This is a genomic window from Bradyrhizobium sp. T-12 (genome assembly GCF_058314695.1).
In genome coordinates this window covers 1,622,511-1,638,696 of the sequence record NZ_CM177756.1, presented here as the reverse complement: position 1 = coordinate 1,638,696, position 16,186 = coordinate 1,622,511, and the positions used below count along the sequence as shown (strand labels likewise).

Genomic DNA, 16,186 nt, shown 5'->3' with positions numbered 1-16,186 from the left:
TGGCTGTTGTTGGGATGCCCTGCCTTTAGGTCAACGGATCTGTATTTTCCGAATCAACGTTTCATGGCCCTCACTCATGCGTCGATTTGCGGGTATAGGTGTGAGTCGGTTTCTATCGATGCACTGTTAACAACAGCAGTAATTTTAACTGTTTGCTTCGGAGTGCGGCCTGGCGTCTCTCTGACGAGAGGGACGACGCCACTGGCCAGATCGCACGCCAGGCCTATGGGTGGAGAGGGACGCCGGCCAAATAATTGCGGTTGCACTCACTGGCATGGTTCTTGCGACTCAAGCCACATCTCCGTCGGTCCTGGCAGGGAGCCGTTTCGCGATGAGGCAGAAATCTCGAGTCCGAAAACTGCGCAAACCCACTCTGGCACACATCGTCTCCGAATTGACGAGATTGCTTAAAGCAATGGAAGACCTAGAGAGGCTTAGAGAGAAGGTCTGGCTGGCTGAGAACAACCAGAGACGCCGTTGACTCGAAACGGTGTATGAGTTCGAAGCAGGCTAGTGATGTCCCCGGCCCCGGCTATGGAGGAAGGCTGGGCAGGGGTGCCGCGGCGGCCACTCGGTCCGTTCCGGAAGAGCCACGCATCACCAATTTTACCGTGGAGACCGACGTCTTAGCCCGCTCGCTTCAGCGCAAGCTTCCCCTGACCAGTATCGAACGGAGCTCGCTTCATACACTGCTGTGTCATCCGCCCGAGTGAGGCTGTTCGTTTGTCGCTCCTCCTAGGTGTTACCTTCAACTCCAGTCCCATCGCGGTCAGCACGGCCAGGACTGTCGAAAAATCGGAAAGCGCGGTGGAAGCTTGTATACGCTGACTGAGGAAGCTTGGCTCAAAAGTTGGTGGGCCGACGGCGCGCCTCCTGAGCAAGTTGGAGGCGTCAAGTCCTTGATAAACGCAACGCCGCTTCCAAAGACTGACGGGACTCGTCGATGCGGATAGACGCAATCAACCGTCATTCCCGCTGCTAATCTTTCGTGAATTGCCGCCGTGATGCGCTTGCGAATACTACCAGGGTATGGTGGTAGGGCTTTTGATTACTGGCTGCGTCGGCATCTTAGCCGTGGGGGCCACATTCGCGGCGATCATCTACTACGATGCTCGGTCTGAGCGCCGGCGATAGCAGATAGCTACGAAAGCGCAACGGGTTTGCGATGCTATGCGGGCGATCTACCAATCGAACGAAGCCTTCGTTGGTCCCCAGCTCCATTTGCCCGGCAGGTAAGGATCAGCGTCCCCCTCCGCCTTGATAGCTTCCGCGAAATGCACGCCGGACGGATGAGGAGTCGCCTGAGAATTGACCTTTGAGTGGTCTTCGTCTCGTTCTGGTCTGTGAGCGATATCGGCTGACATGCTGCGCCTCCGTTGCCCCAGAACTGCTTAGCAACGCTCTTCGGCAAATGCTGTAACCGAAGTGTTACATCCCAGATCGATGTTCCGAAGTGGCGCAGGTGGACGCCGCTCCGCATTAGCTGCCCGAGCAAACGGCCTGGATGACATATTCACGCCCGGATGTAACCTATTGCACGGGCGGAGCTTGATTCGTCATGCTGGAAGCTATTCTCATGCTGTTGGGAATTGGAGCCGTGGCCCTTCTGCTAATAGCGTTTTGGGGGCTGCATAAGCATGTGTAAGCGGGTCGGCGCCTTGTAAGGGCAGCCCGAGGGTCATACGGGCCCACGCACGAAGGCCGCAGCGGAGGTTCATTTCGCTGCGGCCCGCGCCGTGCCAAAAAATCCGGGTGAAAAGTTCTAGGGGAAATATGAAGCCAGCCCCGGTGAGCAGGAGCCTATTCGGGACAAATCGGTAAAGCGAATCATTTTTCGTAAGTTCCGAAAATGAAACCGGTGTAATTGCTAACATATATCCGGGGTAATGAACCGTGCTGGCGGACCACGCCCAAAAGAAAGCCCCAGCTCGCAGGGTTGGGGGGCGGTGAGCTGGGGCCACTTCACTTGGGGTTTACCCTTGGGGCAAAGGGCGTCGGGATAACTTGGCAACCGCAGAAGCGTTCCCGCCTATGTCCGATTATCGTAAGTGAAAGACAATGATCGTTTATCGCTGCAGGCTGCGGGGCATGGCTAGGGTCTGACCTCCCGGCGTTGACGACTGCGCACAGTTCGGGCCTGTCCTAAATCCTTCGGCCCGTTTCTCCTCGCCGCGTCGATCTTCGATGCCGGGAAAGGCAAGCTGGTTTCGGGCTTTCAGTGCCGGTGCGGAAAGCTCGTGTGAGACGACTAAGGAACCCGATCGCCTATCATAAGTTGGCCTCTCGCGCTGCATACGTGGGAGAGACCCGTGTTGCGTACAGATCGGAAATGGCTGGATGAGTATCTCGCCCGGTCGTAAGGCAGCAGTGCAAAGATGGGATGACGCGCAAGATGCTGCACCGCTCCTACGACGCTCTAGAGCGGTCCTATGTTACTGGCACAGCCCCTCCCTGTGGTCTGGCATCCTGAGCTGTCGAACAAATCTCCGTAGTTCTCCGTCCGGAGAACAAAATCCCAGAGTCTGTAGTTCTCCGGGGCAGAACAGAATTTTCGTGCTGTTTTGTTTCGCGCTCGCTCCTGGCGATCTTTTGGCGATCTTTCCGCCTCCATCTTGCTGCCAGGCCGCTGATTGAACTCCGTCCTGAGTTCTCATCGAACTGCACGAAGGTAGAGACGCGAACTTCATAGGGGTGGTTCAGGCCGCCATCATCGGAGCAGATCGGGCGAACGTGGGTATATGGCTAGGGCATGCGGCTATCGAGACAAGCTGCGCTCGAGAGTCAGTTATCCATTCCGAGCTGCATTTGACGCGTGAGACCTACTGCGTGTGGCGGGCTGGAAACTAGGGCACACCGCTCGCTTATTCGACTGCCTGTGGCGGGGCGGGATACATTTATCGTTAGACTCGCAAGCGGTTCGCCAGGCTCCGCCTCCGAAGGGTGCGCGCGCAAGAGCCCCGCTGCCCTAGCGATACGCCTGCCAAAGGCTTGGGAAAATCTGGGTCACTCGGAACGTTCGAGAAGTTGGCTGCGTTGAGCGGTCATTGCTGCGTGCTTCTGTCTTGTTCAGACACGTAAATCGCAACAGGGCCGGAGCATGGTGCGCGATGGACAGGACAGCGCCGTTTGATGAGCTCAGGCAGATTGAACGCGATGTGGTCGACGGAGAACGACGGCTTGCCGAGCAAGAAGCTCGAATTATTGATTTGAAACGCCAACACTTGGATACAGCCAAAGCTGAATCCGAACTTGAACGAATGCGCGAAGATCAGCGACGTCGCGACCTCGATCGACAACGTCTCCTCTCGCGGCTGCAGCCCTAAGGTGGTCCTCCCGGCCTTATCCAGCTTCTCTCCTCCCTGGCGCGCTCGATATGGCTCGGCGAGCTTTCGCTAGTGGTCGTACGGACAGATCATCTATCTAGTCGTCAAACAGCGCGAACCTCACAAATCCTTTGATCCGGATCGCAGATCCAGATCAAATCGACAGGCGGTGACACTCGCTACAACTTCTCGCCGTCTTTAACAGCGAAACGCATTCAGAGGTCGTTGATGATTGTATAGGAGGAACAGCATGAACCGACGAACCGTCCTTGCTTTGGCGCTGCTATCTGCTGCATTCACCAGCGCAGGATCGCAGATGGGACTGACGCAGAGCGATCTTCTGATAGGAACGTGGAAGCTCAACCTCGAAAAATCAAGATTTAGCCCTGGCCCACCCCCGAAAAGTCAAACCCTCAATTTTCAACGGGTCGGGCAAGATCTCCAGAATACTGCGGAAACGATCGACGCACAGGGGCAGGCCTCTAAAATTGTCTTCATGCATATTTACGATGGGAGGCCGCATCCCACGACAGGCAATCCCCTATTTGACGCAACGACGTACACGCGGGTCGATGATCACCACGTGAGGTGGGTCCGATCCAAAGCCGATAAGCCCATTCAAACCGGCTCAAACGAGATATCCGCTGAGGGCAAAACCTTTACCGTTAGTACTGAGGGCGTCGGTGCCAACGGTCAGCCAATCAGTAGCGTTGCCGTCTACGACAGGCAGTAGATCAAGGCCGCCTTATAGCGCTGCGCCGGTACTGGGCCGGTGCAGCGTATTGCACCTAAGGACCCGCCTGCCGCGCGCGTACCAACCTCACAAGGCTCGGCCGGCCTTATCCTTCTGCGGCTGGATTTGATGCGGCAATGAGACGTTCAAGCACAACATCAGCGATTGGATGCAGCAGCGGTCCAGCTCCGAGTTCACTCTTGAATCGCGTTCATTGATGTCATGCTGCGGGACTGCACACGCAGGAGTCAGCCGTAAGGTCATCCTCCGGCAAGACGACATCCTGACAGGGTTTCTTTGCACGGGCCCTTGCTTCATCCCGTAAAGCCTAGCGGGAGCAGACCTTCAAGTCATGCAGGTGATCGAGACCAAGGCTCCAATACAGGCGCCTCCTATCTTCATTTAGGTCTAGCGTGCGCGCTCTGCTCCGCAATTGAGCATCAATTGCCTCACAATTGTCATAGCGATTCCACCGCATCGCAATATACTTCCTCTAGCAATCAGAAATGTCAGGCGAACTTTCGATGATCAGGCATGCGGTCCGCATGCTGGCCATAATGTATTGCGTTTGCGGCCAGCCCGCCTATTCGAGCTACAAATCCCAAGCGGTGACGCCACCGCTGTCGTTCTCGCAGTTCTGCATCCAATATCCCGAGGACTGCGAACGCCACGACGATCGCAGGATCCGAGATTTCCGCTCCTCGATTCAGCGCTGGAGAGAGCTTGCGCAAATCAACTCAACGGTGAACTTTGGCATAGCCCCAAGGGATCCGCCGGCAAGCAGGCGAGACGCGGAATGGCAGATATTCCCTTACGAAGGCAATTGCGGCGACTATGCCGTCACCAAGCGCCATCTGCTGCTGCGATCCGGCTGGCCTAGCTCGGCGCTCCTTCTCGCAGAGGTCGTCATCCGAGCGACCGGCGAGCACCACCTTGTGCTGCTCGTGCGCGAGGGAAAAGCGGTCCTCGTGTTGGATAACCTCAGTCCGGTCGTTACGCCGCTGGTTGATGCGCTGGATCGATTTAGCATCGTGCGCGCGGAAGCCGGAACAGAACCCCAGCGTTGGACACGCGAAGTTACTGCCTTTTAGCAATTAATCGGCCGACGGCTAACGGTCTGGGTATCTTCTCATTTGTTGGCAAGTGGCCGCAGGGTAACCATAGCGCAGATTCCGAAGCATCCGGCCGGCCACCGGAAGGCCGTTAATCTAAGCGCCACTTTCGGGCGATTTCACCCTCCCTAACCAAATCAATTTCATGTAAGCAAAAGTCTTAGATTTTGGGATCGATATGACAAAGAAACGAGCTCTAATTACCGGCGTTACTGGCCAGGACGGCGCCTATTTGGCCGAACTTCTCTTGCAGAAAGGATATGAGGTCCACGGCATCAAGCGCCGGACCTCGCTGTTCAACACCGATCGCATAGATCATCTGTATCTCGATCCGCACGAGCCTGATCCGCCCTTCAAGCTCCACTATGGCGATCTGACGGACTCCTCGAGCTTGATCCGGATCGTCGGCCAGGTGCAGCCAGACGAGATCTATAATCTCGCAGCGCAGAGCCACGTTGCCGTTTCGTTCGAGGAACCGGAATATACTGCGAACTCCGACGCCCTTGGTGCGTTGCGCATTCTTGAAGCTATCCGCATTACAGGCTTGGAAAAGAAGGCGCGGTTCTACCAGGCTTCGACGTCCGAGCTCTACGGTTTGGTCCAGGAGATCCCCCAAAAGGAAACCACGCCGTTCTATCCGCGCTCCCCATACGCCGTCGCCAAGCTTTACGCCTACTGGATCACGGTCAACTACCGCGAAGCCTATGACATGTATGCCTGCAATGGCATCCTCTTTAACCACGAGTCTCCGGTTCGCGGCGAAACCTTCGTGACCCGGAAGATCACGCGCGCTTTAGCGCGCATCCATTTGGGACTGCAGGAGCGGCTGTACCTCGGCAATCTGGACGCGCTGCGCGATTGGGGACACGCGCGTGACTACGTCGAAATGCAATGGCTGATGCTGCAGCAAGACAAGCCGGAGGATTTCGTCATTGCTACTGGCGTACAACACTCTGTCCGAGATTTTGTGAATGTCGCGGCGAACGAAGTCGGCATGACAGTTCGCTGGGAGGGAAGCGGCGTCGAGGAAAAGGGATATGACGCCAAGACCGGAAAGTGCATCGTTTCGGTCGATCCGCGCTATTTCCGGCCCACCGAGGTCGCGACGCTTCTTGGTGATCCGTCCAAGGCCAAGCAGAAACTCGGCTGGGAGCCGAAGACGTCGTTCGAAAGCCTGGTTCGGGAAATGATGAAGGAAGATCTTGAATCCGCAAAACGGGACGAACTCATCAAGCAGCACGGCTTCAGATATTATCCGCGCCATGAATAGTTCTTACAGATCAGCCAGAAAAGCGATCTAGCCAAGCAAGTGAGCGCCCATCGGGGCGCTCTTTTTTTGAGATGACGTCACGTATCCCACTGCTGTCGAGTGCCTTAGGACGACCGAACAGCGTCCTCAACGGGAAGCCCAATGTTGGTCGCAGCGTCCGTCAGGCCGGCATTCGTCTGCCCTGCCGCATTGCCCTGCCCTGTCATAGCATCCGACCACCGGCGCACGATCGTACGCCTGTCCCAACGATCAAGGGCTCGTTTTCTTCCTTCTTCGCCGTAGTGCTCCCGCAGGGCAGGCGCTTCGCTGAGCTGGCAAATTGCGAGCTCGAGAGCCGACGAATCTCCGGGCGGAATCACAAGGCCCGCATCGGTGACTTCCGCCGCAAGACCCGTACCTTCTTCGGCCATCGCGATGACAGGCCGAGCGGACGCGAAGATTGCGCCAAGTTTCGAGGGCAACACCAGATCGGCGGCCTCAGCCTTCTGCGGAATCAGATGAAAATCGGCCGTGGCCATCAATTGATTGAAGCTATCCATCGGCTGAAGCCCGAGAAAATGGATGTTACCATGTCCGGTGGCGAGTTGCTCGAGCCTCATTTTATGAGGCCCCTCGCCTGCGAGGATGAAGTGGATGTGCGGATGGCTTTTCTCTAATCCAATCGCTGCCTCGATCACGAGTTCGAGGCCTTGCTTGTTGGACATTGTTCCGGAGTAAAGTGCAACAATTTCGCTCTCGCCCAGCTTCAGCTCCTGACGGTATTTGGTCATTCGCGATCCCGGGCAGATCGCATTGGTGTCAATCCAGTTTCTCACCTCGGCTGTCTTGTCGGGACGCAGCCCTTTGATTCTCAGCCGCTCGACCATTGCTTGAGAGATGGTTGAAACATGATCGAACGATCTGAGGATCGCCGCCTCGGCCTTCAGCATCCATTTTCGCAAGTTAGGATTGCGCAACAGGCCAAGATCGAACGCCGCATCGACCTCGAAATCCTGAATGTGGAGCCACGACTTTGCACCGACGCGACGGGCTACGAACGAGACGAAAGCAGCCGACATCAGCGATGGCGCGACGGCGATCATAATATCGGGTCGCCAGGATACCGCCTGAAAGAGGACCGGCGCCGCGCTCGTGACCGCGAATGAAGCATGATGGACCAACCGTTTTGCGCCCGAGGGATGTCCCGGCACATAAATCGGCGTGCGCGTCACTTGAACGCCGCCAATATCTCTTGATCTGAAGTAGGACGACTTGAACGCCGGGGGAATCTTCCAGGCCGGATAATAGGGCGGCGCCGTAATGACCTTAACTTCATGCCCCTCCGCGGCCAGACTTTCGCAGAGCTCGGCGTTGTATTTCGCCACGCCGATCAGATCGGGCGCATAGTTGATGCCGACCAGAAGAACACGCATTAAGCCCCGCCCAAATCAAAGTTCAGAATAAAAAATCTTTTTGCAGTCCAAGTCGTTTACTCAGTGCGTTGCGCTGACTTCCAAATGGCGTCCGTAGCCCTTCAAAAAATCTTCGTAGGCGGCCGCAAGACCGGCCCGCAGAGCAACGTTCGGGCGCCAGCCAAGCCCAAGAAGCCTCGAACTATCGAGCAGCTTGCGGGGCGTTCCGTCTGGCTTTGAGGTATCGAACACAAGCTTACCTTCATAGCCCACGACTTCCGCAACCGCTGTTGCAAATTGGGCAATCGACAACTCGTCGCCGCTGCCAACGTTAATCGGCAGGTCGCTTGAATAATTCTTCAGAAGGAAAATGCAGGCGTCGGCAAAATCCTCGACGTTGAGGAATTCGCGGAGCGGCGTGCCCGTGCCCCACACAGTGACCGTCGGCGCCTTGGCGATCTTGGCTTCGTGAAAGCGCCGGATCAAAGCTGCCGGAACATGGCTGTGATCCGGATGATAATTGTCGCCGCGGCCGTAAAGATTCGTCGGCATGACTGAGATGAAATCATCGCCATATTGCCGACGATACGCCTGGCACATCTTGAGGCCGGCAATCTTGGCGATTGCGTACCATTCGTTGGTCGGCTCAAGCGGCCCTGTCAGTAATTCGCTTTCGGCCATTGGCTGCTTGGCGTGCTTGGGGTAGATGCAGGACGAGCCGAGGAACAGCAGGCGCTGCACACCGACCGCATGGCTTGCGCGGATCACGCTCAATTCCAACGCAAGATTGTCGCAGAGAAAGTCGACCGGGAAATTGTTGTTGGCTGCGATACCACCGACCTTTGCGGCAGCGTGAACAACGACCTCGGGGCGATTGGCCTCGAGCCATCTCAGCGTGGGCTCTTCCTTCGTCAGATCCAGTTCGCGCCGATCGGCCGTCAGTACAGTGCAATTCTCGGACGCGAGCCTGCGGACGACAGCCGACCCGACCATGCCTCGGTGACCCGCGACAAAGACACGTTTGCCCGAGAGATCGTAAGTAGCAGCCCCTGTCATCATATCCTCTACCAGCGTTCAGATCGGCGGACCTCACTCCTGTGAGTTCAGCGACCGTCGCATTACGCAATCACGCTGCCGATGCAGCCCCGCCAGACAGGTAACACAATCTTCACCATGCGACAGCCTGTCCCGGCTAGGCAAAGATATTCATGGTGAACCCGCACCGCGCGCACAAAAGGTCGGCACAAATGAAACAAAAACGAGCAAGGCAGCCGCATCGGCCGTGCGGCTGCCTTGAAGATCGATGAAAACGGCAGCCGCCGCCCGGGTTAGGCTAACGTCAGTACGCCCGGCGCAGGACGGGGCCAAGAGGCGCGCAAACCCGGTCCATATACCAGCCATAGGGCGTCTCGACACGCACCAGCGGGCAACGGCGCCACGGCGCGTAGCGGTAGGGATAAGGCTGCGCCCAGAACGTCACAGGCGTCGCCTGGCTTTCGCCCGTCAGCAGGGCTGCCGGGGCAGGCATCTGCATCGCCGCGTTCGCGCCGCTCACTGTGCAGAAGGTAACAGTTGCGGCCAAAAGGCCTGCGCGGATCAACGTCTTAAACATCCAAAATAGCTCCTCGCCCCTGCGGAGTTGATTCCCAACCATGCTCGTCAGATTCCCGCCGACCGACGTCGCCGGTTCGCCAGTTCACTCCGCGACCAGCCCAAATAGTGAACCGAAGTTTACCAAGGCCACCAGCGGAAATGCAACTGATGCCGAGGCAGCCGGGGGGCTTTTGGGACGATATGGCGCGCAAGTGTGGCTTCTTGGTCCTATTTTTCTTCGCTCCAGGCGCCCGGGGCGGCGAGATCGGGCGATCGGCGGTAGACATCCCGAAGGAATTGGTAGTTGACAGTTTGGGCCAGAGGGACGTCTTCCTCGCCGAGTTTGGCGAAGAGAAGGATATCCCGAAGCGTGCGCCAGCGGCTCTCGTCGTAGTCGCCGATCCGGCCGCCCGTCGGAAGTACCAGCGGGCGCTGCTGCTGCAGCTCGAATTTCAGTCGCTCAGGGGGCAGCTTGGCCGGTACGGCGCCAGCGAGAACGGGCACGCTCCGTGCATAGTCCGCGTAGGTGAACTGCCATCCCCGAATGACGCCCTGAAGGACATCGGCAATCATGGATGGCTGTCCATGGACGAGGGCATTGCTCGCGAAGTAGACCAAGCCAGGAACATGGATCCCGTAGTCTTGCGGTTTGATGACATTCAGCTTCACAAAAGCCGAACTGGAGGGATCCGGTTGCTCGTCGATGGCTGTGATGACGGCATCCACCTCTCCGGCCCGCAGAGCCTCGAAGCTGTCGCGATCGGGCACCTTGGTAATCTGGCTGCGGGGAAGGCCGAGCTGCGCCATCATGGCATCGAAGACGACGTCTCCCTCGCTCGCTCTGTGGTACCCAACCCGCTTTCCGACCAGTTCAGCCGGCCGCCGCAAGCCCGAGCTTTCGAGCGTGAAGATCGCGACGGATGTATCGAGGAAGCTTGCGGCAAACGCTGTGACGGGAGCGCCGCGCCAGGTGGCCAGCAGGAACTTGTGGCCGCTCGTCACGCCGATGGCATGTTGACCTGCAACAATCTGGACGAAGTTCGGGTCGGGTTGGGCCGCCAGCTCGATGCGGGACGAGAAATAACCCTGCCTCGATGCTGCGAGATCGCCGGCAAAACGCGCCCCATATGGCCCGTCCAACAAGAACCTGACTGCGGCGGCCGTTGGGGCCGTCGGCGCCCGTACTGGAGCCACATCGGGACTAAGAAAGAGGAGCGCGGTTCCGACCAAGGCCAAGGCAACAAGGCCAATGGCGAGGTAGCGCTTCCCTCTCGACCGGGTTCGCCGCCGAGACTGGGTTCGAGGCAATGAAAACTTCCTAACGGGTTGCGAAATTTAACATATCAGAGAAGGCGAGATGAGCTACAATACAGCTTGTGGGGTAAGGTTAATTTTTCCTTCGCCTTGTTTTATCAGCGATTTTGACCGATAGCACGGCTTGTTCGGGTAAATGAATATTGCGTCAATGGGTTTGGCAGGATGACGATTCTTTCCACTCGACCGGTACCCGTCGCTGATTCTACGACGGAAATCCGCGTGGTCGCGCCAGGTGCGGAAACGACTACAGGTTTTGCGCCGAAGTGGATGCGACCTGCGGTCGTCGAGCGGGCGATGGCTGTCGTTGATGCAGCGCTGGTTCTGGTCAGTGGAATTGGCTGTGCGGTCGGCTATCACGTCGTCACCGCCGGCACGCTCGGCAAGGCGGATGTCTATGCGGCCGCGAGCGTGCTGGTCGCGATCAATTTCGTGCTGCTGACGGTGGTGCAGCACGGCTACCGCCTGAAGAACATCACCAACCTGCCCCGCACGTTCCGGCTGACGCTGACGACGTGGACCGGGCTGTTCGGGGCGCTGCTGGCGATCGCCTTCACGATGAAGGTCAGCGAGGAGTTTTCGCGCGGCACCACGATCTCGTTCTACCTGGTCGGCCTCATCGTCCTGCTCGCCTGGAAGACTTTGGCGGCGCGCTGGACCGCTTATGCGTTGCGCACCGGCGCCTTCGCCAACGGCCGCGCCATCATGATCGCCGAGTTCGGCCTTGCCAGTTCCTCCAACGCGGTCGACGACCTCGGCCAGCACGGCTACCGCCTGGTGCGGGTGATGGAGATCCCGCCGAAGGACCTCGCCTCGCCGCTGCTGCTGTCGCAGCTGGCGCCGCGCTTCGAGGAGCTGATCGCGTTCGCGCGCGAGCACCGGATCGAGCACGTCTTCCTGCTGATGAACTGGAGCCGGCAGCACGCGATCGACAGCATTTTGGACGCGTTGAAGATCCTGCCGATCCCCGTGCACCTGGTGCCGGACCCCAACGCGGCGCGGTTCCTGCGCTATCCGCTGGTCTCCACCGGCAACACATTTACCGCCGAGCTGCGCCGCGCGCCGCTGTCCTGGAAGGAACGCGCGCTGAAGCGGACGCTCGACCTCGCCGGCGCCAGCGTTGCGCTTTTGGTGTTCGCGCCGGTGATGCTGGTGACCGCGATCCTGATCAAGCTGAGCTCGAAGGGCCCGGTGCTCTTCCGCCAGACCCGCCACGGCTTCGGCGGGCGCGCGTTCAAGATCTTCAAGTTCCGCACCATGCGCGTGCTGGAGGACGGCTCGACGATCAAGCAAGCAGAGAAGAACGACCCGCGCGTCACGCCGATCGGCAAATGGCTGCGCAAGACCTCGATCGACGAGCTGCCGCAGCTCTTCAACGTGCTCAAGGGCGACATGTCGCTGGTCGGCCCCCGCCCGCACGCGGCCGCCCACAACGACGAATATGAGCAGATCATCGGCAACTACGCCTTCCGCCACCACGTCAAGCCTGGTATCACCGGCTGGGCCCAAGTTAATGGTTACCGCGGAGAAACCCGCACGCTCGACCTGATGCAGAAGCGAGTGGAGCATGACCTGTGGTATATCAATAATTGGAGCTTGGGGTTGGATATAAGAATCGTCGTAAAGACCGCACTCCTTTCGTTTTCGCAAGCGACCGCTTATTGAGCCTTGAACGCCACGTTGTTCATCTCAGTCCCGATGGTGTTTTACACAAACGATGTGAAAGACATATGACAACAGTAATCACGTACGGCACTTTCGATTTGTTCCACATTGGCCATCTGAACGTGCTCGAGCGCCTTCGCGGGATGGGGGACCGTCTCATAGTCGCTGTCTCTACGGACGAGTTTAATGCGGGAAAAGGGAAAAGTTCTTGCTTTTCGTTCGAAGAGCGCGTGAGAATTGTTTCAGCTCTCCGATGCGTAGATCTGGTAATTCCAGAGAGCAACTGGGAGCAGAAAGTTCACGACGTGAAGGCGCATGGAGTGGACATCTTCGGAATGGGCGACGATTGGGTCGGGAAATTTGACTTCTTGAAGCCTCACTGCCGAGTTGTTTACCTGCCCAGGACGCCCGCGGTTTCCTCGACATCGATCAAGCTCGACATATTCGAGACACATAGCCAGAAGCAAGCACAAGTGCAGCGCGAGCAAGGTGTTCGTTCCATTGCTTGATAGGAGGTTGGTGGTAGACCTTGCTAGTAGATGTTTAACAGCCATACTTGCCCTGGTGCCGCCAAAGCCTAGGCAAGTATGCTTTATTAGCAGTCCAGATCTGAGTGATAATGCGTGGGCCCTCTTTCGCTATCTTGCCGAGCGCGCGTCGCCCGAAGTCGAATGGGTTTGGCTTGTTGCGAATATCCAGGCATCGAGAGAAAAGCTGCTCGAAATGCACGGGACCGAACGGAACGTTCGAATCGCACGCAAACGCACATTGGAAGGCCTCTTCCTATTTCTACGAAGCAAATACACCTTTCATACACATGGACACTACTATTTCTTTCGGGGTTCAAAGACGCGAACGATCGTAAATCTTTGGCATGGCATGCCCTTGAAGACGATCGAGCTCTTAGATCCGAAAGCTCGGCGTACCCCGTTCTACTCAGACTATGCGATCGCTACTTCGGCCTTCTTTCAGAAGGTGATCGCGCAAGCGTTTGGGATGCCGGAGTCACGCGTTCTCATTAGCGGACTTCCACGAAATGATGCGCTCAGGGTCAAGAGATCCATCCCGCGATATTTGGCGCTGCCAGAGCACACCCGCGTGGCGATGTGGATGCCAACGTTTCGAAAGTCGTTCTTTGGGGATGTCCGAGCCGACTCAAGCTTGGACGTTATCACGTCGGACCTTCTAAGAACGGTCGACCATCTCCTCGATGATACACACACGGTTTGCATTCTAAAGCTGCATCCGATGGATCACTTGAACGGATACTTAAATGAAACCTTCAAGAACATTCGTGTCCTTCGAGCTGCAGATGACAACGGAAAGCACGATTACTATGAAGAACTCTTGGCAGCTGCGGACTGCCTCGTCACCGACTTTTCGTCTGTCTTCATTGATTTCGCTCTCACCCGCCGTCCAATCGGCTTCTATATTCCCGACCAAGACCGATACATTCGGGGGTTTATTGACGACGTCCTAAAAAACGTAGGGTTTCCTGGTGCCCGCCTCAGTTCTGCTGTCGAAATTGCGAACTTCATGGCAGGAGATTTATCTACAGAGTTACCAGCTTCATCATTTGGATACATGCACGCTGATGCCAACATGGAAGCCTGCAAGACCCTACACACGAGCCTCGTTCAGCGCGGACACTTGGCTGAGATCATGTAGCTCAGGACGCTGATTGGATCGAGAAAATGGTTTCGAGGCGCAGTTTCATCCGCGGCTCCATTGCTGCGACTGCCTTTTCATCAGTTCCGGCAGAGAGGCAAGCGTCTGCAGCGCCAACAAGAGCGCTGTGGCTAAAGGGCAGCTGGGGCTTAATGGTTCATTGGATCGCACCAGGTCCAGCCCCACGTGCCGGACAGTATCAAGCGAAACTCAATGACGCAGTTAACTCTTTTGATGTCCAACACTTGGTAGACCAAATAGCGCAAACCAAGGCCAGATGGCTTATATTCACAATAGGCCAAAACACCGGCTACTACGCTAGTCCGAATCAGTATTTAGACTCTCTAGCGGGTCCGGGCCATACGTCCGAGCGAGACCTAATTCTGGAATTGGCCAAGGCATTGGCTAAGATAGGAGTGCGATTCATCGCCTATCTCCCAGGGGAAATCAAAGCAGTAACGAGTCTTCATCAAGTATTTAGCTGGAACCCGGACGATCAGCGCGAATTTCAACGAAGATATACCGCCTTTATACGAGAGTACTCTGAACGATATAAATCTTTATGCAGCGGCTGGTGGATAGACGGCTGTTACAACTGGCGCGCTTTTCCGAACTCGGCTCGTGATTGGCCCTTGTGGAGTTCGGCACTGCGAGCCGGCAACCCCCAAGCTGCACTTGCGTTCAACGACGGCTGCTTTTTGGTTAAACATCCTTATCCGTTGACCTCCGATCAAGATTTTCTGTCGGGCGAAGCTGATGGCTTGGATCCAACTGGACCATTGGCGAAGGACAAAGGCCGACTAGAGCCTATTCATCTGACTGCCGAATTTTTGGACCATCTTCCGTGCGTCGGCCACGTACTTGCTCCAATTGACGACAACGGACGTTGGGGGCATCGGGGTCCAGGAGAAATTGGTCCCGCCCTATATTCGCGCGAGCAAATGGAATCGACAATAAGCAGCTATTCCCGACTGGGCATAGGATTGACGATGAACGTCGGCATCTACCAAGAAGGAGCTATCGGAGACGACACCCTCAGGTTGCTAAGCCAGCTGCGCTGATCGAGAAACTTAATATGTCCACGAAATACATCATGTCTCACAATTACGCCTATATCCAGAATCCGGGCGGCGTAGCTGACATGGCGAATAACCTGGCATCAGCACTTCATCAAGCAACAAGCGATGTTATTGAGGTGTTCCCAGCTGACCGAACAAAGGGAAGAACACTCTGGCGCTTCCTTGCTGAGATAGAGCTGAGCCTTCGCCATTTCTCCGATCATGTTGTACTTTTGTTTCCAAACTATTTTGCTTTGCCTTTGCCTTGGTCCAAGGCCAAGTCGATCGTGGTAGTGCACGATCTCCAGTTTAAGTATTATCCAGGCTTCCAATCGATATGGAAGCGCCTCATCTTGGAGTTTTCGTACCGGTTGGCTCAACGCAGAGCTGCGGGCGTTGTTTTTATCAGCGAAGCAACGCGGAGCGATTTTGTTAAATTCTACGGTCATCCCAGTCGATCAGCAGTGATCCTCACACCGATCGAGGTTGCCGGCACCAGTCACTCAAGTCACAGCGCCAGCAAATACGCCCGCGTTCCATACGCAATCGCCAACTTCCACTCTTATCCGCACAAAAATCTGGAAAAGGTCTTCGACCTTTTTCGTCAAATGCGCTCGGTTACGCCGGAGCTCAAGCTAATTGTCACGGGACGGCAACCGAAGCGCAGTGACCTGATCTCTAAGGTTGGCCTGGATCAGGATTCAGTAGTCTTCACCGGTTTCATTGACAAGCAAGAAGTACTTAATTTGATTGCCGGCGCAGAGTTCTTTATCTCAATGTCGCTCTTTGAAGGCTTCAATATGTCTGCCGCTGAGGCAGCAAAGCTCGGTCGGCCTCTCTTACTCTCAGATATACCGGTGCATCGGGAGCTATTCAGCGGATACGCCTTTCTCGCTGATCCAGCGGCAAAAAGTTTCGACGTTGAACAATTTCAGTTCTATCTCTCCAACTTTCCGTCTCGCGGTCCTTGGGGGCTAGCAGAGAAGACAGAGCCCAGATTCGCAGCCGAACGCTACATTCAGTTCTTTGAAGATGTGCTTGGTGCGCCAACCTAGTTCA

Annotated in this window: 13 protein-coding genes; 8 read left to right on the top strand and 5 right to left on the bottom strand. The window is 56.5% G+C overall.

Annotated features, from left to right (window positions below; translation table 11 throughout):
- Positions 1 to 3,041: 3,041 nt before the first annotated feature.
- Positions 3,042 to 3,296 carry a hypothetical protein gene (locus AC0WRY_RS07915; protein ID WP_472757343.1) on the bottom strand — a complete coding sequence of 85 codons (255 nt, stop codon included), beginning with the start codon at positions 3,294 to 3,296 and terminating at the stop codon, positions 3,042 to 3,044.
- Between the two features lie 277 nt (positions 3,297 to 3,573).
- On the opposite strand from AC0WRY_RS07915, the gene AC0WRY_RS07910 reads away from it, so the two are divergent.
- From AC0WRY_RS07910 to gmd, 3 genes are all read left to right on the top strand, one after another.
- Positions 3,574 to 4,056 (top strand): hypothetical protein, encoded by a 483-nt coding sequence (locus AC0WRY_RS07910; RefSeq protein ID WP_491122905.1) that lies wholly within the window; start codon positions 3,574 to 3,576, stop codon positions 4,054 to 4,056.
- 506 nt (positions 4,057 to 4,562) lie between these two features.
- Positions 4,563 to 5,147, top strand: a complete 585-nt coding sequence (locus AC0WRY_RS07905; RefSeq protein ID WP_491122904.1) for a transglutaminase-like cysteine peptidase — start codon at positions 4,563 to 4,565, stop codon at positions 5,145 to 5,147.
- 199 nt (positions 5,148 to 5,346) lie between these two features.
- Entirely contained in the window at positions 5,347 to 6,438 is a 1,092-nt protein-coding gene (gmd, locus tag AC0WRY_RS07900; RefSeq protein ID WP_472757345.1) for a GDP-mannose 4,6-dehydratase, read from the top strand.
- 104 nt (positions 6,439 to 6,542) lie between these two features.
- Here the strand turns inward: gmd and AC0WRY_RS07895 are convergent, their stop codons facing one another.
- The 4 genes from AC0WRY_RS07895 to AC0WRY_RS07880 all read right to left on the bottom strand — a co-directional run bounded on the left by AC0WRY_RS07895 (position 6,543) and on the right by AC0WRY_RS07880 (position 10,562).
- The gene (locus AC0WRY_RS07895; RefSeq protein ID WP_491122903.1) at positions 6,543 to 7,850 is read right to left on the bottom strand and encodes a WcaI family glycosyltransferase; all 1,308 of its coding nucleotides are present in this window, start codon (positions 7,848 to 7,850) and stop codon (positions 6,543 to 6,545) included.
- A gap of 60 nt (positions 7,851 to 7,910) precedes the next feature.
- Positions 7,911 to 8,885, bottom strand: coding sequence for a GDP-L-fucose synthase family protein (locus AC0WRY_RS07890; protein ID WP_472757347.1), 975 nt, complete (start codon positions 8,883 to 8,885; stop codon positions 7,911 to 7,913).
- Between the two features lie 283 nt (positions 8,886 to 9,168).
- A complete protein-coding gene (locus AC0WRY_RS07885) occupies positions 9,169 to 9,441 on the bottom strand; it encodes a hypothetical protein (protein WP_491122902.1) in 273 nt (90 codons plus the stop codon).
- Between the two features lie 209 nt (positions 9,442 to 9,650).
- Positions 9,651 to 10,562, bottom strand: a complete 912-nt coding sequence (locus tag AC0WRY_RS07880; protein ID WP_491122901.1) for an ABC transporter substrate-binding protein — start codon at positions 10,560 to 10,562, stop codon at positions 9,651 to 9,653.
- Positions 10,563 to 11,033: 471 nt separating this feature from the next.
- Between AC0WRY_RS07880 and AC0WRY_RS07875 the strand changes: the two genes are divergently transcribed.
- The 5 genes from AC0WRY_RS07875 to AC0WRY_RS07855 all read left to right on the top strand — a co-directional run bounded on the left by AC0WRY_RS07875 (position 11,034) and on the right by AC0WRY_RS07855 (position 16,182).
- Positions 11,034 to 12,401: an undecaprenyl-phosphate glucose phosphotransferase gene (locus AC0WRY_RS07875; RefSeq protein ID WP_491122900.1), complete on the top strand. Its 1,368-nt coding sequence runs from the start codon at positions 11,034 to 11,036 to the stop codon at positions 12,399 to 12,401.
- A 65-nt stretch (positions 12,402 to 12,466) separates the two neighbouring features.
- Entirely contained in the window at positions 12,467 to 12,910 is a 444-nt protein-coding gene (gene tagD, locus AC0WRY_RS07870) for a glycerol-3-phosphate cytidylyltransferase (protein WP_491122899.1), read from the top strand.
- Positions 12,891 to 14,069, top strand: coding sequence for a CDP-glycerol glycerophosphotransferase family protein (locus AC0WRY_RS07865; protein WP_491122898.1), 1,179 nt, complete (start codon positions 12,891 to 12,893; stop codon positions 14,067 to 14,069). The genes tagD and AC0WRY_RS07865 overlap by 20 nt, the downstream gene beginning before the upstream one ends.
- A gap of 389 nt (positions 14,070 to 14,458) precedes the next feature.
- The gene (locus AC0WRY_RS07860) at positions 14,459 to 15,130 is read left to right on the top strand and encodes a hypothetical protein (protein WP_491122897.1); all 672 of its coding nucleotides are present in this window, start codon (positions 14,459 to 14,461) and stop codon (positions 15,128 to 15,130) included.
- 14 nt (positions 15,131 to 15,144) lie between these two features.
- Positions 15,145 to 16,182, top strand: a complete 1,038-nt coding sequence (locus tag AC0WRY_RS07855; protein WP_491122896.1) for a glycosyltransferase — start codon at positions 15,145 to 15,147, stop codon at positions 16,180 to 16,182.
- Positions 16,183 to 16,186 lie beyond the last annotated feature (4 nt).